Source organism: Acinetobacter sp. KS-LM10 (assembly GCF_036896575.1).
Classification (GTDB): domain Bacteria; phylum Pseudomonadota; class Gammaproteobacteria; order Pseudomonadales; family Moraxellaceae; genus Acinetobacter; species Acinetobacter avistercoris.
Window position 1 is genome coordinate 1,357,497 of sequence record NZ_CP145906.1, and the last position, 26,226, is coordinate 1,383,722.

The 26,226-nt window shown below is 37.9% G+C and carries 24 protein-coding genes; 9 read left to right on the plus strand and 15 right to left on the minus strand.

Annotation, left to right across the window (positions count from 1 at the left end):
* Positions 1–12: 12 nt before the first annotated feature.
* From V5M36_RS06210 to V5M36_RS06225, 4 genes are all read left to right on the plus strand, one after another.
* Positions 13–615 carry a hypothetical protein gene (locus V5M36_RS06210; RefSeq protein ID WP_338563131.1) on the plus strand — a complete coding sequence of 201 codons (603 nt, stop codon included), beginning with the start codon at positions 13–15 and terminating at the stop codon, positions 613–615.
* Positions 612–1,391, plus strand: coding sequence for a transglutaminase family protein (locus V5M36_RS06215; protein WP_338563133.1), 780 nt, complete (start codon positions 612–614; stop codon positions 1,389–1,391). Before V5M36_RS06210 ends, V5M36_RS06215 begins: the two co-directional genes overlap by 4 nt.
* 21 nt (positions 1,392–1,412) lie before the next feature.
* Entirely contained in the window at positions 1,413–2,147 is a 735-nt protein-coding gene (locus tag V5M36_RS06220; protein WP_338563135.1) for a proteasome-type protease, read from the plus strand.
* Positions 2,148–2,223: 76 nt separating this feature from the next.
* Positions 2,224–2,652 carry a BLUF domain-containing protein gene (locus tag V5M36_RS06225; protein ID WP_338563138.1) on the plus strand — a complete coding sequence of 143 codons (429 nt, stop codon included), beginning with the start codon at positions 2,224–2,226 and terminating at the stop codon, positions 2,650–2,652.
* Positions 2,653–2,767: 115 nt separating this feature from the next.
* On the opposite strand, the gene alr is transcribed toward V5M36_RS06225, so the two are convergent.
* The 12 genes from alr to ppsA all read right to left on the minus strand — a co-directional run bounded on the left by alr (position 2,768) and on the right by ppsA (position 15,601).
* On the minus strand, positions 2,768–3,856 hold the full coding sequence (alr, locus tag V5M36_RS06230) for an alanine racemase (protein ID WP_338563141.1): 1,089 nt from the start codon (positions 3,854–3,856) through the stop codon (positions 2,768–2,770).
* Positions 3,857–3,905: 49 nt separating this feature from the next.
* Positions 3,906–5,351 carry a replicative DNA helicase gene (gene dnaB, locus V5M36_RS06235; protein ID WP_338563143.1) on the minus strand — a complete coding sequence of 482 codons (1,446 nt, stop codon included), beginning with the start codon at positions 5,349–5,351 and terminating at the stop codon, positions 3,906–3,908.
* 193 nt (positions 5,352–5,544) lie between these two features.
* Positions 5,545–5,991: a 50S ribosomal protein L9 gene (gene rplI, locus V5M36_RS06240; RefSeq protein WP_338563145.1), complete on the minus strand. Its 447-nt coding sequence runs from the start codon at positions 5,989–5,991 to the stop codon at positions 5,545–5,547.
* Between the two features lie 9 nt (positions 5,992–6,000).
* The gene (gene rpsR / locus V5M36_RS06245; RefSeq protein ID WP_004648825.1) at positions 6,001–6,228 is read right to left on the minus strand and encodes a 30S ribosomal protein S18; all 228 of its coding nucleotides are present in this window, start codon (positions 6,226–6,228) and stop codon (positions 6,001–6,003) included.
* Positions 6,229–6,240: 12 nt separating this feature from the next.
* Positions 6,241–6,627 (minus strand): 30S ribosomal protein S6, encoded by a 387-nt coding sequence (gene rpsF / locus V5M36_RS06250; RefSeq protein ID WP_338563153.1) that lies wholly within the window; start codon positions 6,625–6,627, stop codon positions 6,241–6,243.
* Between the two features lie 529 nt (positions 6,628–7,156).
* Positions 7,157–8,035 carry a heme o synthase gene (gene cyoE / locus V5M36_RS06255; protein WP_338563156.1) on the minus strand — a complete coding sequence of 293 codons (879 nt, stop codon included), beginning with the start codon at positions 8,033–8,035 and terminating at the stop codon, positions 7,157–7,159.
* A gap of 9 nt (positions 8,036–8,044) precedes the next feature.
* Positions 8,045–8,377 carry a cytochrome o ubiquinol oxidase subunit IV gene (gene cyoD / locus V5M36_RS06260; protein ID WP_338564076.1) on the minus strand — a complete coding sequence of 111 codons (333 nt, stop codon included), beginning with the start codon at positions 8,375–8,377 and terminating at the stop codon, positions 8,045–8,047.
* Entirely contained in the window at positions 8,374–8,991 is a 618-nt protein-coding gene (gene cyoC, locus V5M36_RS06265) for a cytochrome o ubiquinol oxidase subunit III (protein ID WP_338563158.1), read from the minus strand. The genes cyoD and cyoC overlap by 4 nt, the downstream gene beginning before the upstream one ends.
* 4 nt (positions 8,992–8,995) lie before the next feature.
* The gene (gene cyoB / locus V5M36_RS06270) at positions 8,996–10,984 is read right to left on the minus strand and encodes a cytochrome o ubiquinol oxidase subunit I (RefSeq protein ID WP_338563160.1); all 1,989 of its coding nucleotides are present in this window, start codon (positions 10,982–10,984) and stop codon (positions 8,996–8,998) included.
* A 3-nt stretch (positions 10,985–10,987) separates the two neighbouring features.
* Entirely contained in the window at positions 10,988–12,061 is a 1,074-nt protein-coding gene (gene cyoA, locus V5M36_RS06275; protein WP_338563163.1) for a ubiquinol oxidase subunit II, read from the minus strand.
* Positions 12,062–12,346: 285 nt separating this feature from the next.
* Positions 12,347–13,144: an RDD family protein gene (locus tag V5M36_RS06280; RefSeq protein WP_338563165.1), complete on the minus strand. Its 798-nt coding sequence runs from the start codon at positions 13,142–13,144 to the stop codon at positions 12,347–12,349.
* 78 nt (positions 13,145–13,222) lie between these two features.
* A complete protein-coding gene (gene ppsA, locus V5M36_RS06285; RefSeq protein WP_338563167.1) occupies positions 13,223–15,601 on the minus strand; it encodes a phosphoenolpyruvate synthase in 2,379 nt (792 codons plus the stop codon).
* Positions 15,602–15,755: 154 nt separating this feature from the next.
* On the opposite strand from ppsA, the gene ppsR reads away from it, so the two are divergent.
* The 5 genes from ppsR (at position 15,756) to pgaD (ending at position 23,283) form a co-directional block, all read left to right on the plus strand.
* On the plus strand, positions 15,756–16,592 hold the full coding sequence (gene ppsR / locus V5M36_RS06290) for a posphoenolpyruvate synthetase regulatory kinase/phosphorylase PpsR (protein ID WP_338563170.1): 837 nt from the start codon (positions 15,756–15,758) through the stop codon (positions 16,590–16,592).
* Between the two features lie 657 nt (positions 16,593–17,249).
* On the plus strand, positions 17,250–19,730 hold the full coding sequence (gene pgaA / locus V5M36_RS06295; protein WP_338563173.1) for a poly-beta-1,6 N-acetyl-D-glucosamine export porin PgaA: 2,481 nt from the start codon (positions 17,250–17,252) through the stop codon (positions 19,728–19,730).
* A complete protein-coding gene (pgaB, locus tag V5M36_RS06300) occupies positions 19,730–21,562 on the plus strand; it encodes a poly-beta-1,6-N-acetyl-D-glucosamine N-deacetylase PgaB (RefSeq protein ID WP_338563176.1) in 1,833 nt (610 codons plus the stop codon). Before pgaA ends, pgaB begins: the two co-directional genes overlap by 1 nt.
* The gene (gene pgaC / locus V5M36_RS06305; protein ID WP_338563178.1) at positions 21,559–22,797 is read left to right on the plus strand and encodes a poly-beta-1,6-N-acetyl-D-glucosamine synthase; all 1,239 of its coding nucleotides are present in this window, start codon (positions 21,559–21,561) and stop codon (positions 22,795–22,797) included. The genes pgaB and pgaC overlap by 4 nt, the downstream gene beginning before the upstream one ends.
* 3 nt (positions 22,798–22,800) lie before the next feature.
* Complete coding sequence (gene pgaD / locus V5M36_RS06310) at positions 22,801–23,283, plus strand: poly-beta-1,6-N-acetyl-D-glucosamine biosynthesis protein PgaD (protein ID WP_338563180.1); 483 nt, start codon at positions 22,801–22,803, stop codon at positions 23,281–23,283.
* A 169-nt stretch (positions 23,284–23,452) separates the two neighbouring features.
* On the opposite strand, the gene V5M36_RS06315 is transcribed toward pgaD, so the two are convergent.
* The 3 genes from V5M36_RS06315 to V5M36_RS06325 all read right to left on the minus strand — a co-directional run bounded on the left by V5M36_RS06315 (position 23,453) and on the right by V5M36_RS06325 (position 26,173).
* Positions 23,453–24,013 carry a flavoprotein gene (locus tag V5M36_RS06315; RefSeq protein WP_338563182.1) on the minus strand — a complete coding sequence of 187 codons (561 nt, stop codon included), beginning with the start codon at positions 24,011–24,013 and terminating at the stop codon, positions 23,453–23,455.
* A 265-nt stretch (positions 24,014–24,278) separates the two neighbouring features.
* A complete protein-coding gene (gene yiaA, locus V5M36_RS06320) occupies positions 24,279–24,755 on the minus strand; it encodes an inner membrane protein YiaA (RefSeq protein WP_338563184.1) in 477 nt (158 codons plus the stop codon).
* Positions 24,756–25,171: 416 nt separating this feature from the next.
* Entirely contained in the window at positions 25,172–26,173 is a 1,002-nt protein-coding gene (locus V5M36_RS06325; RefSeq protein WP_338563187.1) for an LLM class flavin-dependent oxidoreductase, read from the minus strand.
* Positions 26,174–26,226: the final 53 nt, after the last annotated feature.

The window sequence follows — 26,226 nt, forward strand, 5'->3', positions numbered from 1 at the left end:
CCAGAGGCTGATATGATTATATTAAGTAGTAGTGCACAAAATATTTATTGGGTGGGACGCTATTTAGCGCGTATTCAATATTTGTGCGGAGAGTTTCCATTTCAAGATAATGACAAAGCCATTCAATATGCACATGCATTCTGTTTACCGGCTTTTAATGCAAGCAGTTTGAACGAATTAACATTGAATCCAGAACAACCATCCTCATTCGATCAACAATTTCAAACGGTTAAAAATAATATACAAGATTTACGTCCAGTTCTATCGATTCAAGCCTACAGTGAATTAAAACAATTGATTGAGGCTGCAAATGAAAATGCAGGTTTTATTTGTAGTGTAGTTGATGAGTGCAATGACATTTTAGAGTCTGAAAACGAAGAAATATTTCTTTTCTTTAGTCTTGGTCAATTATTTGAAAATTTAGACCGACAAATACGTTTGAACCAAAACACAGATAAAACACTGTCATTTTTAGCAGGTTTGATTGAAATCCTGATGTCTAAAGGCTGGGATGCTTTAGATGAACCATGGCAAGATTTGTTGAAGCATCCGAGTAGCAAGCGCTTTTACCATTTGAGTGATCAAGTGCAATATCTATTTGAGGTGGGTGCATGAAACTGATGATCAATCATCAAACGCATTATCAATATAGTCAGCTAGCAAAAAACAGTATCCAATATATAAAAATGACACCACAGAATAATTCGCATCAGCAGATTTTGTCATGGGCAATCAGTGTGCCGGGGGAAACTCAATTTCAGCTGGACCCATTTCAGAATGTTTGGCTGACCAGTACACAGCGTTATGAATATCAAAATTTATCCATTATGGCGCAAGGTATTGTTGAGATAAATCCACAGTCAATGTATGCGATTTCGACAAACTTGAGTCCTTTGTTGTTTCTGCAACCCACAACAAGTACGACCTGTAATGCAGAAATGAAAGCATTTGCAGCTCATTATGTTCCAATCATTTGTCATGAAAATCTACAACGACTGTCCGAAGCATTACTGTTGCATATGCCCTATATTAGCTTTAGCACCAGAGTGAACACCACGGCAATTGAGGCTTTTGAGCATCAACAAGGAGTTTGTCAGGATCATAGTCATGTATTTATTGCAATGTGTAAAACACTCGGTATTCCAGCAAGATATGCATCAGGCTATCTCTATGTTCCAGAAAGTAGTCATTTAGCCAGTCATGCATGGGCAGAAGTTTATTTGGAAAATCACTGGTATAGTTTTGATATTAGTAATCAGCTGTATACGCCGAGTTCACATATTTATGTTGCAATTGGGCGTGATTATTGGGATGTTGCACCTGTAAGAGGAGTTCGTGAAAAGGGCGGAATTGAATCCATGAGTTCGACGGTTCAAGTAATGCCTTGTTAAAAAATAGAATAAGGAAAGCAAATGACCTATTGTTGCGCGATGCGTCTGAAAGAGGGGATGGTCTTCATTAGTGATACTCGAACTAATGCAGGGGTAGATCACATATCTGTTTTTAGAAAACTATATGTATTTGGGGTGGAGGGAGAGCGATTTGTTACCATTCAAACTTCTGGAAATCTTGCTACAACTCAGGCCGTGGTAGGGCATTTAAAAAATCAATTAGATTTAAAACAAGAACCAAATTTATATAGTGTACATACGATGTTTGAGCTCGCTGAGTTGGTCGGGCATACATTAAAGCGTGTAATTTCAGATGTTACAGAGAATCAGCAAGAACAAAGTAATTATTTCTGCAGCATTTTGGTGGGTGGACAGATTAAAGGTGAAGAGATGCAGCTTTATAATGTTTATCCGCAAGGCAATTTTATCAACGCGACAAGTGATACGCCGTTTTTCCAAATTGGAGAAAGTAAATACGGTAAACCTATTCTAGATCGTGCCTTATCGTATGAAACAAGTTTAGCGAATGCAATGCGTTGTGGATTGATTTCCTTTGATTCAACATTACGATCTAATGTTTCTGTGGGACTACCACTCGATGCCATTATTTATACAAGAGACAGTTTTAAAATTGCTGCAGGCAAGCGCATTTACGAGGAAGACCCTTATTACACACAGATTAGTCGTGAATGGTCAGATACTTTGCGAAAGGGTTTAAATGGTTTGCCTGAACCTACCGAAGATTATTGGGAATAAGGCTTTACTATAGGGGTGAAACTCAATTACATTAAGTTGTTATTTTATACAATTTTTAACATTGAGGATGCGAGAGATGCAACAAATTTGTTATGTCAGCAAAGCAACATCTGTACATCCTCAATTATTGAGTGATCTACGTGAGATACTTTCTGAAGCGCGTAATTTCAATATATTAAATGATATTCATGGCGTGCTTTACTATGCAGATGGATATTTTTTCCAATGCTTAGAAGGTAAAGCAGAAGTACTTCAACAATTAATCATAAAATTAAAGAAAGACCGACGTCATCAAGACGTGATTTTATTTAATACAAAAAATATTCAAGAAACTTCTTTCGATGGCTGGTCAATGAAATTTGTGGGGCGTAACAGTTGTGTTCAGCAATATTTACTTGATCTTGGTTATAAGCGATTTGAGCCATTAAACTTTACCCAAGCTCATGTAGATCAACTTCTTGAACATTTAGTGGAATCTAAGCAGGGTGAGGTTGAGGTCTGCTAACACAAAAAGCTGAGCTCAATAGTATTGTTTGAGCTCAGCTTTTTCAGTACTAACTTTAAGACATTTTATTTAAGAATCTAAGAATTTAAAAACATTAAAAAAATGAGTTTTCAACTCAGTTCTCTAAAGGACTTAAGTTTTTACGCTTAGGGCGATTGCTTAGACGACAGAGTAGTTCATAACCAATCGTACCATTGGCGGTTGCGACATCATCAACCAAGCGGTTCTTACCCCAAAGCTCTACTTCACTATTAAGCTTTAGATTTAAACCTGTGACATCGATTGCAATCATATCCATCGCAACACGACCGACTACAGCAACGTGTTTGCCATTTATTGCAACAAAGTTGGGTTGAATGAAAGCTCTCGGATAACCATCACCATAACCGACAGAAACAATGGCCAATTCAGTTTCTTTATCAGCAACGTAAAGAGATCCATAGCCGACAGACTCACCTGCTTGAATTGTATTTAAAGCAATAATTTCAGCTGTAAATGACATTACAGGTTGAATGTCGAGGTCATGTGCCGATTTATCTGTAAAAGGCGAAGCGCCGTACAGCATAATACCGGGACGGACAAAATCAAAATTGAGCTCAGGCCATTTGAAAATTGCAGCAGAGTTACAGCAAGAGGCTAAAATGGGTTCGCAAGCTGCTTTAACTTTTAAAATTTGTTCTTTTTGTTGCATATTGAGCGGATGATTTTCCACATCAGCATTGGCAAAGTGCATTGTAAGAACACAGTTAAAGCCTTCTGATTTTAAACGTTGAATGATCTGGATAATTTCATCAACTTTAAACCCTAGACGATTCATGCCGCTATTCAATTTCACCCAAACTTTTAAATTTTTGGCGGTATATGCATCTTTATGTGCTAGGAGCCATTCTACTTGCTGCTTGTGATGAACGACACATTCAAGATTTTGATCTATAACGATATACATTTCTTCATGCGCAAAAACGCCTTCAATCAGTGTGATGGGTTGCTGATAACCCAATTCACGAATTTCTAGCGCTTCATCTAAACATGCGACACCGAAGGCATCACTTTGACTTAAGGCTGCTAAGCAGTCTTTTACGCCGTGTCCGTAAGCATTGGCTTTCACCATGCTGACGATTTTCGCGGTTGGTGCAAGTTGTTTCACACGGTTTAAATTGTATTGTAGTGCTTGATGATCAATACAAACTGTTGCTTGGCGCACCCTAAGTACTCCTGAGAGGGTCTATGAATTCTTAAAAAATGAATGAAGATTATTCTTCATCATTGTATTGAGCATAATATTCAGGTGACAGATTACTAAAGCGGGTATATTGGCCTTCAAAAGCGAGACGAACTGTACCAATTGGACCATTACGTTGCTTACCAATAATAATCTCTGCGGTACCTGCTTCTTTCGATTCTTTGTTATAAACCTCATCACGGTAAATAAACATAATTAAATCGGCATCCTGCTCGATCGCACCAGATTCACGTAAGTCTGACATGACAGGACGTTTATTCGGACGGTTTTCGAGTGAGCGGTTAAGCTGAGATAGTGCAATCACAGGGCAACTCATTTCTTTAGCTAACGCTTTTAAGCTTCTTGAAATTTCACCAATTTCACCCACACGGTTGTCGCCCATACCCGGTACTTTCATTAGCTGTAAGTAATCGACCATAATGCAACCTAGTTTTCCACCATGTTGCTTGGCAATACGTCTGGCTCTTGCACGCATTTCTGTTGGAGGAAGTGCAGAAGAGTCATCAATATAGAGATGTTTTTCTTGTAACTGTAAAAGAGTACCAGTGACTTTTGACCATTCATCACCATCCATTTTACCTGAGCGTAAATGCCCTTGATGTACACGCCCCCAAGAGGAAATTAAACGCATCGCAATTGAGTCTGCTGGCATCTCCATAGAGAAAACCAAAGCAGGTAAATTACTATTAAATAAAACACTTTCGATTAAGTTCATCGCCAAAGTTGTTTTACCCATCGAAGGACGCGCTGCAACAATAATCATATCACCCGCTTGCATACCAGATGTTTTATTGTCTAATTCTACAAATCCTGTACTCAAACCTGTGATATTACCTTCCATTTGAGAAAGTTCATCAAGTTTAGTAATGAGTGATGCAGCAACTGTACTGATGGATTTCGGGCCTTGTGCCTTGGCATTGTTATTATGTTGTTCGGCAATCGAAAAGATGTTGGTTTCAGCTAAGTCTAAAATCTCACTCACTTCACGACCTTTGGTGTCATAAGCATTCTGTAAAATTTCATTACCGACTTTAATCATATTTCGCAAAGTTGCAAATTCACGAATTTTATTCGCATAAATTTCTAAATTATAAAAACTTGCAGGTGAGTCGGACATTAACTGCATCAAGTATTCTTCACCGCCAATGGCATCGAGTAAACTTTGTTTGATGAGCCAATCATTGACCAGAACAGCATCATAAGGGGAGTTTTCTTGTGCTAACTTTTCAATGGCTCTATAAATGTATTTATGTCGCGTTGCGTAGAAATCACTTTCCTTTAATACATCACTGACTTGTTCATAAGATTCAGCAACAGTCATGAGTGCTGCAAGTACCGCTTGCTCAATGGCAAGGTTGTGCGGGGGAGTGCGAAACTCTTTTAATGAACCTGGTTCATTTTTCTTTGAATCAGCATTAAATTTATTAGTATTTGCAGTGGCAGTCGCCTTAGACATATAAAACCTTGATTTTTAATATAACTAGAATACTTCAATCGCGTCTGACTATCTTAATCTAAAAGACTAAAACAATGTAATTGAATTATCAATAATGGCGGTAGAGTTGAGTCAAATTGTGACTGGCTCAAGGAAACACAAATTTTAGAGATAAAAAAAGAGCATGCAAAGCATGCTCTTTTTTTTGCAAAAATTACTCAGATACGATAGTAACGAGAACTTCAGCAACAACATCATGGTGCAATTGGATTGCGATGTTGAATTCGCCAGTGTGACGAAGTGCACCGTTCGGTAAACGAACTTCTGCACGGTCAACTTCTAGACCAGCATTTGTTAACGCATCAGCGATATCACGAGTACCGATAGAACCGAATAGTTTACCTTCGTCACCAGCTTTAGCAGTGATCACGATGTTAACTTCGTCTAATTGGTCAGCACGTGCTTGAGCAGCAGCTAAAACATCAGCTTCAGCTTTCTCAAGTTCTGCACGACGAGCTTCAAATGCAGCAGTGTTTGCTTCAGTAGCAGCAACTGCTTGACCTTGAGGGATTAAGTAGTTGCGGCCGTAACCAGCTTTAACTGAAACTTTATCGCCTAATTTACCAAGGTTTTTAACGCGTTGTAATAAAATAATATCCACAGCTCAACCTCACTTATGATTGTCAGTGTAAGGGATCAAAGACAAGTAGCGAGCTTGTTTAATAGCTAGCGCTAATTGACGTTGGTAACGAGCTTTAGTACCTGTAATACGGCTTGGAACAATTTTGCCGTTTTCAGTGATGTACTGTTTTAAAGTATCGATATCTTTGTAGTCGATGTAAGCAACTTTCTCAGCTGTAAAGCGGCAGAACTTGCGACGACGGTAAAAACGTGCCATTGAATGTTCTCCTTATGCTTCAGCAGAATCTTGAACTTGTTGTGCTTCTTCACGTTGAGCTTTACGCGCACGTTTTTCTTCAGCACTTTTAGCAAGTAAAGACTCTTCAGTAATTGCGTGTTCACGACGAATAATAACATTACGAAGGATTGCATCGTTATAACGGAACAATTCTTCTAATTCATTAAGCGTAGTTTGGCTACATTCAACGTTCATTAAAATGTAGTGCGCTTTATGAATTTTGTTAATTGGGTAAGCCAATTGGCGACGGCCCCAATCTTCTAAGCGGTGAATTTGACCTTCAGCTTCTTTGATGTGAGAAATGTAGCGTTCTACCATTCCCACAACTTGATCGCTTTGGTCTGGGTGTACCAGAGTTACGATTTCGTAGTGACGCATTGTCAGCTCCTTACGGTTTATACAGCCCCATATTAAATAAATTAATATGAAGCAAGGAGTCACAACCGAAGTTGTGCCGCATAAATTGCGAGGGGCTTATTATAGGAAAGATTGGTTATGATTACAAATGAAACTTTCTATATTTACAGCACACACGAAAGGTCTACACATTCTTCTTGGCACTCAATTTTCTATAATTGCTCATTTTTGGGATTTAGTGGTCATCCATTCGATAAAACATATTTTTCTGAAATGAGAACTTTTATATTGCTTAGAATTTCATCAATGAGAAAGTCAATTATTTTCTTTAGTAGGTTGCTGAGTTTTAGTAAGTATAGGGCTTTTATTTTTAGATCGTTTTTTGAGGATGATGAATAAAAAGTTGAAAAAAGAATTGAGTTGTTGATTCGATTTTTACCACGATTGATCTAGTGTTTATATTGTAAATTGTTTGGTAAGTATTATTTTAAGTCAGTGAATCGCATTTAGAATTCAAAGAAAAAAAAGATAGAGTCAGACTCTATCTTTTTTAAAAAATCGGTAAATAGGGTGCAGGGGAGATATAAGTAAAGCTGAGGCTTAAACTAATAATCGTGATCAAAATAACCGAGAATAAGAAATAATTCTTCGCCCAGATTTGATCATTTTCTGCTTTAAAACCCATTACAGAAAGGTAGAGCCAATATAAACATAAGCCATTGGTAATGACTAAATAAATCCAATTGGTATAACCAAATAAATAAATGGCATTCAAGGCAACGGTAAACAAAATCACATAAATCAAAGATTCAATTTTGGTACGTCGAATTGTCCGCGCTACAGGTAGAATAGGAATACCTGCATTTTTATAATCATCGAATCGATATATAGCAATTGCCCATGAATGCGGCATTTGCCAAAATGCATATACGATAAAAATAAGTAAGGCTGCAACATCAAATTGACCACTTACAGCGGTATAGCCAATCACAGGTGGACTTGCACCTGACAGACTGCCTACGACAGTTTGATGAATTGAAGTTCGTTTTGTCCAAAGGCTATAAAAACCTACATAGACAACAAAACCAATAACAGCGAATAAAAAAGCGTACGCATTTACCCAAAACCATAAAATACTAAAACCAATTAAACCCAGTACCAATGCAAAAACATAAGCTACAGGAACAGAAATGGTTTTTTTAACCAGTGCACGATTTTTTGTGCGCTGCATTTTGTGGTCGATGTCTTGGTCAATAACGTTATTAACCACACATCCTGAAGCAACAACCAGCGTTGTACCCAGCAGAGTTAAAAGCAGGAGAAGGAAGTCTACAGAACCTTGGGTAGCTAAAAAATAGCCACCCAAGGTGGTAACAAAGTTACCAAAGAGAATTCCTGGTTTAGTCAGGAATAAATACTTTTTCAACATGACAACCGTTTAGATCATCATATTGGAATGTAAGTAGTTCATAATCCATACAGAACCAACTAAAAGTACAGCAATAGTTAGAATTGTATAAATAAATGCAATCACGTTCCAACGTTGTTCAGAAGATGAATTCATGTGCAAGAAGTAAACTAATTGTACAAGAACCTGAGCAACCGCTGTAATTGCGATCACAGTAATAATAGCACCACGGCTAAAGTCTTCTGAGTTCATTGCCATGTAGAAAGGTACTACAGTCAAGAGAACAGAAACAATAAAACCAATAGTGTATTGCTTTACGTTACCGTGAGAAGCACCCGCAGCATTATGATCGTGACTCATTATAATACTCCCATCAAGTACACTACGCTGAATACGCAGATCCATACGATGTCAAGGAAGTGCCAGAACAAGCTTAGGCAAGCAAGACGACGTGTGTTGATAGTGGTCAAACCATTTTTCTTGATTTGAACCATTAACACGATCATCCAAACCAAACCAGATGTCACGTGAATACCGTGCGTTCCTACCAAAGTAAAGAATGCAGATAAGAACGCGCTAACGCTTGGACCGTGACCAGCATGAACTAAATGATTGAACTCATATAGTTCCATACCGATGAATGTTGCACCAAAGATAAATGTGATAATTAACCACACAAGAACTTGGTTAACATTCTTTTTGTAAGAAGCAAGTACAGCAAAACCAAAGGTCACCGAAGAAATAAGGAGTGCAAAAGTTTCAGTTAAAACGAAACCTAATGTATCACCAAAAAGTTCTTTCGCACTCGGTGTGCCTGGTGGAATATGACTGCTTAATACAGCGAACGCAATGAAGAGTGTACCGAATAAAATCAAGTCACTCATCAAGTATGTCCAAAAACCAAAAACAGTGATGTCTGTATCATCGTGATGATGTTCATCATGCTCATGGTTTTCGTGATGAAGTACTTCAGCCATATCCTTAGTCCTTCTTCAAGTGTTGTTCAAGTAACGCATAACGTTCGTTTTCAATACGTTCAACTTCAGCAGCAGGCACGTAGTAGTCCACTTTTTTAGTGAACGAACTTACGATGAAGCTGATGATAGACGCAACGAAAGTTACAACCACTAACCACCAGATATGCCAGATTAAAGCAAAACCCATTGCTGTAAGGAGTAAAGCAATAATGACACCAGCAGCACGGTTAGTTGGCATATGCACATCTTCGTATTTAGTCGGACGAGCGTACGCTACGCCATTCTCTTTGTCAGTCCAGAAGCGGTCAATACCGTTACCTTGAGGAACAATAGCAAAGTTATAGAATGGAGAAGGAGATGATGTAGACCATTCAAGTGTACGTGCATCCCATGGATCGCCAGTCACGTCTAAAGTTTTTTCGCGTTGTAAGTAACCCACGATGATTTGCAAGATGAAACATGCAATACCAATTGCGATAAGTACAGCACCGAAAAGTGCGATAGCAATGTACGGATCCCAGTCTGGGTTGTCATACGAGTTTAAACGACGCGTCATGCCCATGAAACCAAGTACATAAAGCGGCATAAATGCGAAATAGAAACCGAAGAACCAGAACCAGAAACATGCTTTGCCCCAGAATTCGCTTAACTGCCAACCAAACATTTTTGGCCAGTAGAAAGTGATACCTGCAAACATTGCAAATACAACACCACCAATAATAACGTTATGGAAGTGAGCAATTAGGAATAGTGAGTTGTGTACTAAGAAGTCAGCTGGTGGAACAGCCATTAATACACCTGTCAAACCACCGATACCGAAAGTAACAAGGAAGCCAAGTGTCCAGTACATTGGTGATGTGAATGTAATGCGACCTTTATACATGGTAAATAACCATGAGAAGATTTTAACACCCGTTGGGATCGCAATAATCATGGTCATGATACCGAAGAACGCGTTAACGTTGGCACCAGCACCCATTGTGAAGAAATGGTGTAACCATACGACGAAAGCAAGAACTGTAATTGCAATCGTTGCATAAACCATTGATTTGTAACCAAACAATGTTTTACGTGAGAATACAGATGTAACTTCAGAGAAAATACCAAATGCTGGTAAAATCAAGATATATACTTCTGGGTGACCCCAAGTCCAAATCAAGTTTACATACAACATTGGACTACCGCCCATGTCATTTGTAAAGAAGTGGAAACCGAAGTAACGGTCAAGTGTCAACATTGCTAGCGTAGCAGTCAATACTGGGAATGCGGCAATGATCAATACTGCGGTACATAAAGATGTCCACGTAAAGATCGGCATGTCCATAAGACCCATACCTGGAGCACGCATTTTAATGATGGTAACAAAGAAGTTAACACCAGTAAGAAGTGTACCTAGACCTGAAATCTGAAGTGCCCAAATATAGTAGTCAACACCTACACCTGGAGAGTATTCAATGCCAGACAGTGGAGGGTAAGCCATCCAACCTGTAGCAGCAAACTCACCTAATACAAGTGAAACCATCATTAGACCAGCAGCACCAGCGAATAACCAGAAGCTTAGCGAGTTTAGTAATGGGAAGGCAACGTCACGTGCACCAATTTGTAATGGTACAGAAATGTTCATTAAGCCTACAACTAGACCCATTGCAACGAAGAAAATCATGATCACGCCATGCGCGGTGAAAATCTGATCGTAATGTTCTGGGTGTAAATAACCTTCACCGCCACCTTTAGCAAGGAACAGTTGAAGACGCATCATGATTGCATCTGCAAAGCCACGAAGTAACATGACGACAGAAACAATCAGGTACATAATACCGATTTTTTTATGATCTACAGATGTAAACCATTCAGACCACAAATAGTTCCATTTTTTGAAGTAGGTAATACCAGCAATAAGTGCGATACCACCCAGGATCATCATTGCAACTGTAGCCAATACGATTGGATCGTATGGTATTGCATCAGGACCTAATTTACCTAAGAAGCTCATATCTTATTCCCCTACAGCTGATGAAGCTTGTTCAACAGCGGTATGTTCGTCAGAAGCAGTCGCCTCATGAGTGTTAGCAGTCGCTGAGTGATCAGCACCATGGTAGTTACTCATGTATTTATTGATTACAGATTCGAATAACTTTGGTTCAACTGAAGAATAGTAAGTCACAGGGTGTGGCTTCGTTGGGTAGCTACCCAATGCTTCAACAGCTGCTGCGTGTTCTTTTTCAGCATCTGTCTTAGCGTTTGCTACAATCACTTCGATTTGATGCTTGCCACGGTTACCATCACGTAAGGTTGCAAATTCAGTCTGATCTAAAACTGTTTTTTGAACAGCTTCAGGATTTACTGAAGTACCGTTACCCGCTTTAATCGCAGAGATCCATTCAGCAAAACTAGCTTCAGACACAGAATGAGCAAGGAAGCGCATTTGTGTAAAACCATAACCAGAATAATTTGACGAGAAACCACGGTAGACGCCTTGAGCGTCAGCAGACATGTGGAGCTGAGTTTGCATACCCGCCATTGCATAAATCTGACCTGCTAACTGCGGAATGAAGAATGAGTTCATTGTGAAGTTAGAAGTGATATTGAAGTTAATTGGCGTTTTTTCTGGGAAACGCACTTCGTTAACTGTTGCAATTTCTTGTTCTGGGTAAACAAAAATCCATTTGAACTGCTCAGAAATAACCTGAATAGTTAAATGTGCTTTGTCTGATTCAAGCGGACGATAAGGGTCATACTTGTGAGCCCCCCACCATGTTAAGTACGCTAGAATACCAATAATAATACACGGGATACCCCACACTACGATTTCGATAACTGTAGAGTGTGCCCATGTTGGTCTATAGTCTGCATCTTTATTTGACGCGCGATATTTCCAACCAAACCACAATGCCATAATTGCTGATGGAATCACCACCAAAAGCATTAAATAGATCGCAGTCATCATAAGATCTGATTGACCTTGAGCGACTGGACCTTTTGAGTTTAGAAGTACCATATCACCACCACACCCAGTTAAGAGTGCAGCAAGCGTTGATAAAGACAATACAGCTAAAATTGTTTGTCTCATTTTACAACCTCGGTGAAGAGTCCCATTCCCTAAAAAAAATATGGGATAGCGATAATAGTGCCACACGATTAAAAATCAAAAACTGGTTTATGGGAGTTTTTGATCGTGCTGACACCGCTACGTTGTAGGCCATTATGCCCTATCTAACCCAACTAAGCTATAGATATTGCGCCTTTAAAATGAAGATCTAAAACCAATTTTTTTAGTCGGGATTTATTTTTTGTATACTATTTATCTAATAAAATCAAAGATATAAAAAAAGGGATGCTTTTGCATCCCTTTGGCTTATTTAGCTCGTTTGATGACTTTGGTTTTAGCCAACTTATCATGTAAAGTTTGCTTCTTTTTGCCAATGGAAAATAAGTAATCAATGATGCTGAAAAGAGGCATTAAGTATAATGTTGGTAAAATGAACACCAAGGATCTTAGAATAAATGCTCTGACTACACCGGGTGTTGTCCCAGAGTTATAATCTACTACTTGAATACCCAATAATTTTTTACCAATACTTTGTCCATGTTTGTGCAATAAGAAGCCTTGAATGCATAACATAATCAAGATGTAAATAGCAGCACTTGTAATTGCGGTACTCGGGATCATGCTAAATATAGCAGTCTGAGTGCTTTGCATTAACTCAACATCGGTACTTTTGCTCATGAACATTTCTAAAAGCTTCGTGTTCAAAGCGAGGAATTTCTGATCTTCTTCTGGGGTAAAAAAAGCCGTTAAAATATAGGTAGCAGGTAACCACAAAAATATATCTATAAATTTAGCGATGAATCTAGAGTAAAAGGGCGCCAATTCTACTTCAGGTATTTTTTTTTCAATCTTTACTTGATGGAGTGAATCCTGAGGCTGGGTATTCGAGTCTGGGATTGGATTAAAAGGTGCAGGACTCGTATAGCCTTGAGGTTGATATTCAAGTTGCCCTTGTGTGAGTTCGCCTAAAACTTTCCATTCAGTCATACCTTGATGCCAAGCTAAATCAGTCAAAAGAACTTGTTGGCTTGCGAGCATTTGATTGATTTGCTCTAAGGTATAAGGACCAGCTTGTTGATTATTTCGCGCCAAGTAAATTTGCATAAAACTTAAATCTCAAAACAACTAAAATAAGATGGGAAAAAAAAGACCCACGAATGGGACTTTTTTTAACACGTTTTATTACGCTTGTTTAGTTTTTTCTTCTGATAAGAAGAACCAAGTGTCTAAAACAGAGTCTGGATTTAAAGAAACAGTATCGATTCCTTGTTCCATTAACCATTGTGCTAAATCTGGGTGATCCGAAGGACCTTGACCACAAATACCAACGTATTTGCCTGCTTTGCGACAAGCTTGAATCGCCATAGAAAGGAGTGCTTTCACTGCTGGATCACGTTCGTCAAACAGGTGAGATACAATACCAGAATCTCGGTCTAGACCCAATGTCAATTGTGTTAAGTCATTTGATCCGATTGAGAAACCATCGAAGTGTTCAAGGAACTGCTCTGCTAATAGTGCATTGGTCGGTAATTCGCACATCATAATGACTTTAAGGCCATTTTCACCGCGTTTTAAACCGTTTTGACCTAACAGTTCAATTACACGTTTCGCTTCCGCCACAGTACGTACGAAAGGAATCATAATTTGAATATTGGTCAAGCCCATTTCGTCACGCGCTTTTTTCAATGCACGACATTCAAGTTCAAAGCAATCACGGAAATTGTCAGAAACATAGCGGCTTGCACCACGGAAACCTAACATTGGGTTTTCTTCTTCTGGCTCGTATAACTTACCGCCGATTAAGTTTGCATATTCATTTGACTTAAAGTCAGACATACGAACGATTACAGGTTTATCAGCAAAGGCAGCAGCAAGCGTTGAAATACCTTCAACTAATTTCTCAACATAGAATTCGATCGGAGAAGAATAACCCGCTGTACGTGACATCACCGCTGCACGTGTTTCACGTGGTAAGCTTTCAATATTCAGTAAAGCTTTAGGATGCACACCAATCATACGGTTAATGATGAACTCTAAACGTGCAAGGCCAATTCCTTCGTTTGGTATTTGAGCGAAGTCAAAGGCACGATCAGGATTACCCACGTTCATCATGATTTTGAAAGGAAGAGGAGGCATAGATTCAATTGAATTACGTTGAATTTCAAAATCCAAAGCGCCTTCATAGATAAAGCCTGTATCGCCTTCAGCACAAGATACTGTAACTTCTTGACCATCGACCAGAACTTCAGTTGCATTACCACAGCCAACAATTGCAGGAACACCCAATTCACGCGCAATAATTGCTGCGTGACATGTACGTCCACCACGGTTTGTGACAATTGCTGCGGCACGTTTCATCACTGGTTCCCAGTCAGGGTCAGTCATATCTGAAACAAGAACATCGCCTGCTTGTACTTTATCCATTTCTTTAATTGATGAAACGATACGTACTTTACCAGAACCAATACGTTGGCCAATTGAACGACCTTCACATAGTACTGTACCTTTTTGTTTAAGCAGGTAGCGTTCCATAGTGCCGACATTTTCACGACTTTTTACAGTTTCAGGACGTGCTTGAACGATATAAATTTGATCGTCATCGCCATCTTTAGCCCACTCGATATCCATTGGAGAACCATAGTGGTTTTCAATGATCAAAGCTTGTTTTGCTAATTCTTGAAGTTCTAAATCGTTTAAAGCGAATTGTTGACGATCTTGTTTCTCAACATCAACGACAACAACAGATTTGCTGGTAGAGCCTTCTTCGCCATAAATCATTTTTTGATGTTTAGAGCCAAGGTTACGACGAAGTACTGAATGTTTACCAGCATTAAGTAGCGGTTTTGAAAGATAGAATTCATCTGGGTTTACTGCACCCTGAACCACCATTTCACCCAAACCATAAGAGGCAGTAATAAAGACTACATCGCGGAAACCTGATTCGGTATCGAGTGTAAACATTACACCAGCAGCACCTGTTTCAGAGCGAACCATACGCTGAACACCAGCAGACAATGCAACAATGTCATGATCAAAGTTTTGATGAACACGATAAGCAATAGCACGGTCATTATATAATGATGCAAAGACTTCTTTAATTGCGATGAGAACGTTATCAATACCGCGAATGTTCAAGAATGTTTCTTGTTGACCCGCAAATGACGCATCTGGTAAATCTTCTGCAGTCGCAGAAGAACGAACGGCAACTGCGATATCTGGGTTGCCGTTAGAAAGTGTAGCGAAAGCGTCACGAACTTCTTTTTCTAATGTTGCTGTAAGCGGGGTATCTACAATCCATTGGCGAATTTTAGCGCCGGTTACTGCTAGTGCATTCACGTCATCAACATTGAGTTGTTTAAGCTCTGCAGAAATCTTAGCATTTAAGCCGCTTTGCTCAAGAAACTCACGATAAGCAGCTGCGGTCGTTGCAAAACCACCTGGTACTGAAACACCAGCATTTGCTAAATGACTGATCATTTCCCCTAACGATGAGTTTTTACCACCCACGATTTCTACGTCGTGCTTGCCTAGTTTTTCCAGACCGATTACGCGTGCTTCCAAAGTTGTTACTCCACTTATGCAGTATTAATCACTATCTTGGCATGATATTTTGAATAAAAACTTAGCAAAAATATTTTACTAAGCGACAGCCATGTAAGAACGGTTTACTATAATGATTATATAGTACTTAAACAAATATTTGAGGACAATTTTAATGACAGAAAGTAAAGAAATTAAACGGAGTGTTTTTTTTATTTCAGATGGAACAGCGATTACAGCTGAGACACTTGGACATTCTTTATTGGCTCAATTTCCTCATGTCGATTTTGATATTCATATTATTCCTTATATAACCACAGAAGAAGCTGCAACCACCGTAGTCGCTGAGATTAACCAGCGTTCAGCGCGTGATGGTCAGTTGCCTTTGGTATTTGATACACTGGTTGATCCATATGTCCGAGATATCATTAACACTGCCAATGCTGTTAATTTAGATGTGTTTGAAGGCATGATCAGTAAGCTCTCAGAAGTACTGGGAACCGAGCCTACAACTTTAGTCGGACAGACGCATGCGGTAACTGATTCCGAGTCTTATAAATCACGTATTGATGCAGTACATTTTGCATTGGATAATGATGATGGGGCACGTACGCGTCATTACGATAAAGCAGATCTTATTTTGATCGGGGTGTCACGTTCTGGTAAAACACCAACCTCTATTTACTTGTCTTTACAGTTTGGTATTCGTGTAGCGAATTATCCTCTTACCGAAGAAGATTTAGATGACAATCGTTTACCAGCCGTCCTTAAAGCGCATAAAAGTAAACTGTTTGGTTTGATGATTGATGCTGAACGCTTGGTGGCAATACGTACTGAACGAAAAGCCAATAGTCGTTATGCGAGTTTTAGTCAGTGTCAAATGGAACTTCGTGCGGTAGAAGGTATTTATATTTCTGAAGGAATTAAATATCTGGATGTTTCAGAAATGTCTATTGAGGAAATTTCAACACGTGTACTTCAAATGACAGGTTTAAAACGTAGAATTGGTTGAAAATTATCTTTCATATTCAATATTATTATATTTGAGCCAGTGATTACTGACTCAAATTTTTTTTGATTAAACTTTGTTTTTATACATTTTACTCAACCGTATTAATCAAATTTTAAGAATAAGTTTTAGCTACAATCGATCTGTGAAATGCTTGAACTCATCAATTATGAGGAATAGAAAATACGTATGAGTTTGTGATTCCGATGAATATTTAAAGCTATCATGTAAGCTAAAATTTCAATAAATAAACTCAGAAGACTTGCAAAATAAAGCTCAAAATTAATCCAGAGATTTTTTATGAAATATTGGAAATTAATTTTATGGGTTTTGATGACAGTGAATTTAAAACAACGAAATAAAAAAATAGCCATATCTCACTTTAACTTCTGCGATTGCTAAAATTTTTTTTATGTGCGAATAAGAAAATTAATATCGATTTATTTACGTGAACTTACAAAATACCCTTATAAAATATAAGTAATTACAAGTGTTGGATTTTGGCTTTTTTTATAATGAATTGAATTAAAAAAAATAATTGATTATTTGCATATTTTTCACGTTACATTAGATAACGATAATTCTGTAATAAATTGCATAATATTTATAAATTGAGAAATACATCACACTTTACTCGGGGCAACAAGTGATTTTTTTAGAATGAAAACTAGATACGATTTTTATAATTTGAAGCATTTTATTCCTATAACAGTTTTAGCATTAACGGTAACGAATATTCAAGCAGCAACTCTATATACGAATGCAATTGATCAAAAGAGAGAAAACATTGTTCTTTCTGTGAAAGAGGGTAAGGTTGACGTTGGACTTTCCAAGCTCAAACAATTATTAGAAAATAATCCAGATAACCAAAAATTGATTGCTGATTATTTATTACTGTCGATACAAAACAAACGGTACTTGGATGAAGATCTACGGTGGTTAGAATATATTCAAGCTGCTGACTTTCCAACTTATGCTCAGTTACCTTTAATTAAAGCCTATAGAGACAAAAAACAATTTTCGAATGCTTTACATTTACTCGAAAAATTTAAAAAAATTAATAACTCGATTGATTTCGACATTCTAAAAGCAGTTCTACTGGCTGAGAATCAGCAAAAGCTGGAAGCTGCAGCTCAATTAAAGAAAATAGATGTTGAGCAGGCAAATGAAGATCAGTTGATTCAATTATCTTATGCGTACCGAATGATTGACCAACCGATTCGTGCTTTAGCCATCATTCAAAAAAATAATATTGAGGACATTAATGCTACATCTCAACAAGAATATCTGAATGTATTAATCGCATTGGGATCGTATCAACAAGCTTTGGCATGGATTCATCAAAATCCTGAAATTGATTTAACCCATACGCGCCGACGACAGACCTTGTTGGGACAATTCTCTGAATCCATTAAAAATGCGATTAAGAGTCAAAAACTTTTAGCCAATCAAGGGCAAGCAGATCACCAGAGCTTTGCACAGATTGATCAAGTTTTAAAACATGCCACAGACATTGAGTCGGAATTTAAACCAGATCCAGATTTGTATCGTCGTTTTCAATTTGAATATATTTATGCGCTAAGCTATCGCAGCCATCATCGAGAAGTGTTGGCAGTCAGTGATAAACTCAATCTGCCATTGACCGATATACCTGCATATGTAAGGCATTCGATTGCAGATGCATACCTTGCAACACAACAAGCCACCAAAGCTGAGCGATTTTATAATTCACTGTTCAGTGAAAAAAATTATGCGGATATGAATGTTTATACCTCTTTATATTACGCACTGATTGCACAAGAGAAATATAAACAAGCCAATGCTTTGATCAAAGACATTGATTCTAAGACGCCTACCTTTCAATACAGTCTGGCAAAAGGGGTCGATAAGCGTGTACATCCTGAACGAAATGACTACGAAAATTTAAAAGCACTTTCGCTTGCTTATTCGAATCATTTGAATGCCGCTGAAAAGTTTTTAACTCATCATATTGAACGTGCACCCAATAATGAGGAAGTGATCAACAACCTCGTACGAATCCAACGTTGGCGCGAAAAACCTCAGCAATCTGAACAAACATTAAAACGTTTAAATGGTATAGAGCCGATATCTAAAAGCACGTCTATTAATGAAATGCAAAACCAACAAGCACTTGGTGATATTTCAGCTTGGCGTAATCAGACCATAAAGTTAAGTCAACGCTATCCTACAGATACCAGCGTGATTAAAAGTAATAAAGAACTTAATGATCGGGAACGTTTTTCTATTTCGCATGATTCACGACTTTCAAAGAGTAAAGCCGATCAAAATCAAGTCTTGGAAACGTTGAGAGGGACTAAAGATGTTGAATCAACAACTCGGTTAAATACACCTTGGATTGATGATAATTACCGTGTTTTTACCCAGTATAAGCACAAGATGGGTGATTATCGCGAAGGCAAAATTAGAGATGAGCGTTTAGGTATTGGTGGAGAGTGGGACTCAAAACAAAAGTCTATTTCCGTGATGCTTTCACAAGATTTAAATGGTGAAAATTTTGGTTTCGATGCGAGTTGGAATCATCGACTCGATGATCACTGGCGATATAACTTGGGTTTTTCAACTCAAGCTGAGATTCCTTTACAAGCACTCAAAATGAATGAGGATGCACAGTCGTATACGGCCGGTTTATCTTGGCAAGCCAATGAATCAAAACTAGCTTCTTTACAATATCAGTCTACAGATATTAGTGATGGAAACTTAAGACAAGAGTTGAGTGCAAGATATCAGCAAAACATTTTCATGCAAGCACATCATAAGACTCAAGTAGGGCTATCCAGTTATCTAGGTCGTAATAGTTTAGAACAAACTGCTTATTTCAGCCCAAAGAAAAGTATTGGTGTGGGTGTTGATTTTAATCATGATTGGTTAACTTGGCGTGAATACGAACAATCATTGACGCAAAAATTTTCACTCACGACTGGATTTTATAAACAAAATGAGTTTAATGCCGAGCCTGTAGTGGATATTCGTTATGTTCATCAATGGCAAATCACGCGAACTTGGGGACTTCAATATGGTGTTGGCTGGGGAATGCATCCCTACGACGGAGTGAAAGAAAAAAAATGGTATGGCCAGTTGGGCTTTGAAGGTAAATTCTAATGAAAAAAAATATAACACTCAGCTCAATGGTATTAGCACTTGGTTTGTATCATTCGCCAAGTTACGCGCAAATACAAAATGCTCAAACATCTGATGAGAGTAGCTTTATCGGTTTAACTTTTCATGATGTTCGAGATGACGTATTGAAACAGGGCGATAAAGATGTTTATGCGGTCAGTACACAAAATTTAGTCCAGTTTTTTGAGTGGATAAAAGAATCCCCGTGGCGCCCAATCAGTTTACAAGAGATCGCTGAAGCAAAGAAAAATGGGACTCCCTTGCCAGAAAATGCTGTGGTCATTAGTTTTGATGATGGTGCGCTGAGTGGCTATACCCATGTCTATCCTTTAGTTCAGCAGTACAAAATTCCTGTCGTTTTTGCAATTGTGACCAGTTGGACAAATGGCAATACACAAGCTGCCTATGAAGCGTATGGGCAAGGCAATTTGATGACTTGGGCGCAAATGCGTGAGATGAAAAAATCAGGTTTAGTCGAATTTGCCAGCCATTCTGATGATTTGCATAAAGGCATTTTGTCAAATCCACAAGGGAATCAGCAACCTGCTGCCTTAACACATCAATATTTTCCACAGCTGAAACGTTATGAAACTGAAGCTGAATATCAACAGCGCTTATATCGGGATCTCAAAAGATCAAAAGACGTATTGAACAAAGAGCTTGGAATTGATTCTTTGGCGATCATTTGGCCATATGGTGCGGTCAACGCTGAAACAACCAAAATTGCTGCTCAAGCAGGCTTCCCATTGTCCTTTAGCTTGGGGCTAAGCACGCCAAATAAAAAGAATGATGCAATTTATCAGCGTGGATTGGTGATGAATAACCCAAGTGCTGAGGATTTAAATCAACAAATGAGAGAGTTTGAAATAACGCAACAACTGGAGAGTTACAATCCAATTCGAGCTTTAACGATAGATTTAAAACAATTTAAATCTCAAAATGAAGAACAAGCCAATCAAATATTAGGCTCAGCATTAAATCAGATTAGTGCTTTATCTACCAACACGCTGATTTTGAAAGTACTCCATGATACGAACAAAGATGGTATTTATGATCAGGCTTATTTTCCAACGACTGACTTAAAACTAGATCAAGATGTGTTGAATAGAGTGACTTGGCAGGCGAGAACGCGTGTATTTAATCGTGTAGTTGCACAACTACCGATTTATCCAGATCCATCAAAGCCTTTGTTAGTGGTCGATTTAGCTGAGGATTTGATTAAAAATAATAAAAGCATAGATGGCATTCTGCTGAATACTCAAAATCGTTTAGCATGTATTTTCCAAAACAACGCAGTTTTAGACCGCAATTGTCAGTCAGATCTCAATGCCGTCATTCATTTAAGTGATGCTATCCAAAAGCGAACTAATCAGTATTTAAATAGTAGTAATAGACAAAAATTTTATTTACAGCTGAACTACCCCGATACCGTAAGCCAATCACTGAGTAAAGTCGTGAGTGTTTTAAATGATGATTTTTCATTAATTAATTTTGAAATAAGCAGTCTAGAAAACCCTAAACTTTTAAAATCATTTATTGATCAACTTAAAAATTTTAGTGCTTTTGAAAAAACAAAATTGATGGTGACGCTCAACAATGACACGCTGAAGAGTCAAAAAGAATGGAAACTCTTGAGTGAACAATTACAGCACTTACAAAGATCAGGCATTCAAAAACTCGCCATATCTCACTATGATTTTGACAATGCTGAACAGGTTCATCGACATTTATATACACCACTGAGTTTGAATTCGAGCGCATTGCTTTATCAAGATCCATTTCAAATTGACTCAAAGCAAGGCGTTAAGAAATGAGTATTGTTGATTTTATATTTTCATTTTCATTCTTATATCCATTGGTGATGGCTTGGACGTGGATGATCGGTGGAGTCTGGTTTTTCTTTAAATACGAGTTTAAACAAAGAGCTTTGCCTGAACCCAGTGAGGAAGGGGCAAGTATTATTATTCCTTGCTTCAATGAAGATGAGCAAGTCAGAGAAACTATTCGTTATGCGTTGCAGACTCAATATCCCAACTTTGAGGTGATTGCTGTTAATGATGGTAGTTCGGATCAGACAGCGGCGATTCTAGACGAAATGGTGAAAGAACATGAACAGTTACGCGTCATACATCTCGCCAACAATCAGGGCAAAGCCTATGCATTACGTTCGGGTGCAATGCTCAGCCGTTATGAATATCTGATCTGTATAGATGGTGATGCCTTACTACATCCACATGCAGTGTTATGGATGATGCATCAATTACTGAATTTTGGACATGTTGGTGCAGTGACTGGTAATCCAAGAATTATCAATCGTTCGAGTATTTTAGGTAAGTTACAAGTCGGCGAATTTTCATCGATTATCGGGCTTATCAAGCGTGCCCAAAGAACGTATGGCCGTATCTTTACAGTCTCGGGGGTAATTGCTGGTTTTCGTAAAACAGCTTTAGAGCGTGTAGGATTTTGGTCTCCAGATAAGATCACTGAAGATATTGATATCTCGTGGAAAATCCAGATAGATGGCTGGAAGATTCACTATGTACCGAATGCACTTTGCTATATCTACATGCCAGAAACATTTATAGGGCTTTGGAAGCAAAGAGTTCGCTGGGCACAGGGCGGTGTAGAAGTCCTGAAAACCTACTTACCTAAAATGTTCAGTTTTAAAATGATAGGGATGTGGCCAGTCGCGATTGAATGCATGCTCAGTGTGATCTGGTCTTATTTAATTTTACTGATCGTATTTTTATTCCTTACGGGTTTGTTTATCGACTATTCAAGCTCATGGCAAATTAAATCGTTAATGCCGCAATGGTATGGGGTGATATTGGCGATTACTTGTCTCATACAGTTTTTTATTAGCCTTTGGATAGATAAGCGCTATGACGAAGGACGCTTTTTTAGAAATTATTTTTGGGTGATTTGGTATCCGATTTTTTTCTGGGTGTTATCCGTCATGACAAACGTGGTTGCTGTTCCTAAAGCACTATTTAATCGAAATAAACGAGCGAGATGGGTAAGTCCGGATCGTGGATTCAAAGGAGAATAACAAATGAATGAAATTAAACTGAAAAATGATTTAGCTCAGGATAATGACTTGGATTTGCCACAATATATTGATAAATCAAAATTTGTGAAAAATAAGCAAGGACATTATTTACTGCAATTTACCGGTTGGTCATTCTGGAGTTTTCTATTTGTCCCTTTATTGACCTTAATATTATGGTTGTACCAAGGTAATTTAATTAGAAATTATATCTTCGCAGAAGAGTTCCATATTCAACTGTTAAATATTATGTGGTTAGCTGTTCTGATTATATTTTTTGGTGCAACGCTATTGTCGTGGGCAAGCTTCAATTGGATTAGATTTAGAAAACAACATGAGATAAAAGAAGTAAGCAATGTTAACAATTCGATTTTGGCGAAATATCTAATCATTAGTCCAGCTGAGCTTGAAGCGATGAAAGCTTCAAAACGTGTAGTACTTCACTATGATGAAAATGGTGAACTATACGATTATCAAATGAATCGTTAATGTGATTGATGATGAAGAACTGATTTAAAATTATTTTAAAATTTAAAATTAATTGTCTAGTCATTAAAAGGAGCAATTTTGCTCCTTTTTTCATTGATAATGAGATTGAAAAGATAATGAGATTAAAAACTTTTTATACAGGATTTAAAGCTGGATCATCAACCTAAGACTATTTGACATATGTATGCACGATAAGATCGACTAAGTGTTCAATCCCGTCCATCGTTTGAATTGCTTCTTCCGTTATTTTCACTATAGGCCAAGTAATCAGTTTGCAATTACTACTTTGCAGTGATGAATAATAAGTATCAGACTTAAAAAATACTTTTCGCTCAGAGGCTGAGTTTGGCATCAATTGATGTTTTAGCCATGTATCACTCACTTGTGATTCTAAATATCGAATTGCAAGCAGTGACTTAATTTGATTGTTAAATAAGCGACGATTTTTGATCATTAACGGATGTGAGACCAATCGCTGTACACCTTTTGCTGTGTGCGGAAGTACAAAGTGTGGTTTGATTTGAAAAACCTTGACAGACTTAGCTTTCAGACGAATAAACTCAAGAAGTGAAACAGATAATTGATTTGCTCCAATAATGGCCACGCTTAAATCTTTAAATTCATTGAGTTTGATATCTTCTGCCGCAATGATTTTGCCTGCATAATTTTCAAAATACTCAGCACTATTCTGAAAAAAATCATCCCTGTGATTTTGATTCCTATTTTTCATTTCATTACCTAATTGTTGTTTTAGCTTTTTTGGATTTTGCTGTTCATTGATATATCTAATAGCGCTTGAGGTAAAGCTCTATTTGAATCTTGTCAGTCATCCACAGCTGTATTGTTGGCTTAATAAAACATTCAAAATTGTATTATTCAAAAACGCGTTATAAAAACATTAAATCGAGATGAAAAATTTGCTAACGATCAGCGTAGCGTTAATAGACACGTGAAATGCAGTCTTTCACGTGCTTACGTTTAGTTAAGTGATTTGATTATTCGAGTGGTTCTTCTGACTCTTTATAATTTGATTCAGAGAGGTTTTTTGTCGATGAAATCATTGGAGATGAATGAGTACTTAGATATTCAAGATCTCGTATATTTTTTTGTACCGCAACAGCACCAAATAAACTGAGTAGGAACGAGATGAGATAAAAACCTTTTTCACTTAATTCAAGTGAAGCATTCCATAGTCCGAGTGCCAGTAAAGCAATACAAATGATCAAAGAAACCCAGCAAAGTCCATAATAAATAGCAGTTACAGCTAAGCCTTCGAGTTTATCACGAACAACTTTTTGAAGTGATACTGATGCAAATAGGGCGTAAAGAATGACCACAAGATAATAGCCTTTTTCATTCAGCAGCATATTGGCATTGTATAGTCCCACGACATAGGCTAACGCCCCTGCGAGTAGTGCAACCCAGCTTGCTGCAATAAAAGCGGATGTAGGTTTGTTAATATAATGATCCATGACGATGTCCAGATTTAATTGTTGTATGAGGTTTTATTATTGAAATTGGTCTGATTTTATTATGCCGTATAAAGCAGGATGGGTAAAAGGAAGTTTGGACTAATTACAAAATGATTGATGATCAAATTGAATTGTTAAATATGAAGTTGAATGATGGATTTGAGTGATATTAGACTTCTTTCAAAAGTCATTTTTCATATAACACACTCATCATGAGTAATTCCTCATTTTAATCTTCTTAATAGTAGAAGGAATTTTTACATATGAGTTTATTGTGGTTCAATGAACATTTTTCGACTTGTGAAACAGATCTATTAATCTTGTTAATCAAAGTAATGCAATAAAAAAGCCCTTCAATTGTGAAAGGCTTTTCATGTTCATAGGATGTTAGTTCTTAACAATATTAGGAACTTTTATTAAGAATTTTTGAGTTGCATCAATAATTCGAAGTTACGAATACGTTTATCGGTGTCATAAATATCACATGTAAAAATAAACTCATCGACATCATAAGGAATTAATAATTGTTCGAGTCCCATTTTCACTGTTTCAGGTGAGCCAATTTGCGCCAGCGTAAAGAAATTATCGACTGACATTTTTTCAGCAGCTGACCATCGACCATCCATAGTTGGAACTGGAGCTTTAAGTTTAAGACTTTCACCTCGCATTAAACCTAATACACGTTGATAAGCACTGGTAGCTAAAAACTCTGCCTCTTCATCTGTATCAGCAATTGCTGTAGGCACACCCATTGAAACATAAGGTCGATCTAAATAAATAGAGGGTTCAAAATGATCACGGTAGAGCTGAATTGCTTGACCCAACATACGTGGAGCAAAATGTGAAGCAAAGGAGTAGGGTAATCCAAGTTTTGCTGCCAGTTGTGCACTAAACAGACTTGAGCCCAGCAACCAGACTGGAACGTTAGTACCTTGCCCCGGTGTTGCTGTAATGCGTTGATTTGGTTTAGGATCACCTAAATAACTGAGAATTTCTAATACATCTTGTGGAAATTGTTCTTCAGTTTCTTGACGTCCACGACGTAAAGCCCGCATGGTCACTTGATCTGTTCCTGGCGCGCGTCCGAGGCCTAGTTCAACACGATTAGGATATAATGTCGCGAGTGTGCCGAACTGTTCTGCGACCACCAAAGGTGCATGATTTGGTAGCATAATACCGCCAGAACCGACTTTTAAGCTTTGTGTGTTGGCAAGTAGATAACCTAGCAATACAGCGGTTGCCGAACTGGCAATGCCATCCATATTGTGATGCTCAGCTAACCATAAACGTTCATAACCTAACTTCTCAATCTGTTGAGCAAGTTCTAAAGCGTGCTTTAGTGAAAACTCGATCGTTTTATCATCTCGAACGGGTGCTAATTCTAAGACTGAAAATTTAATGTCTTGCAAAGTTCGCATTGAGCATCTCTAATTTGGGGACTGATTTGATGATACGTCTTTCATGAAATAAT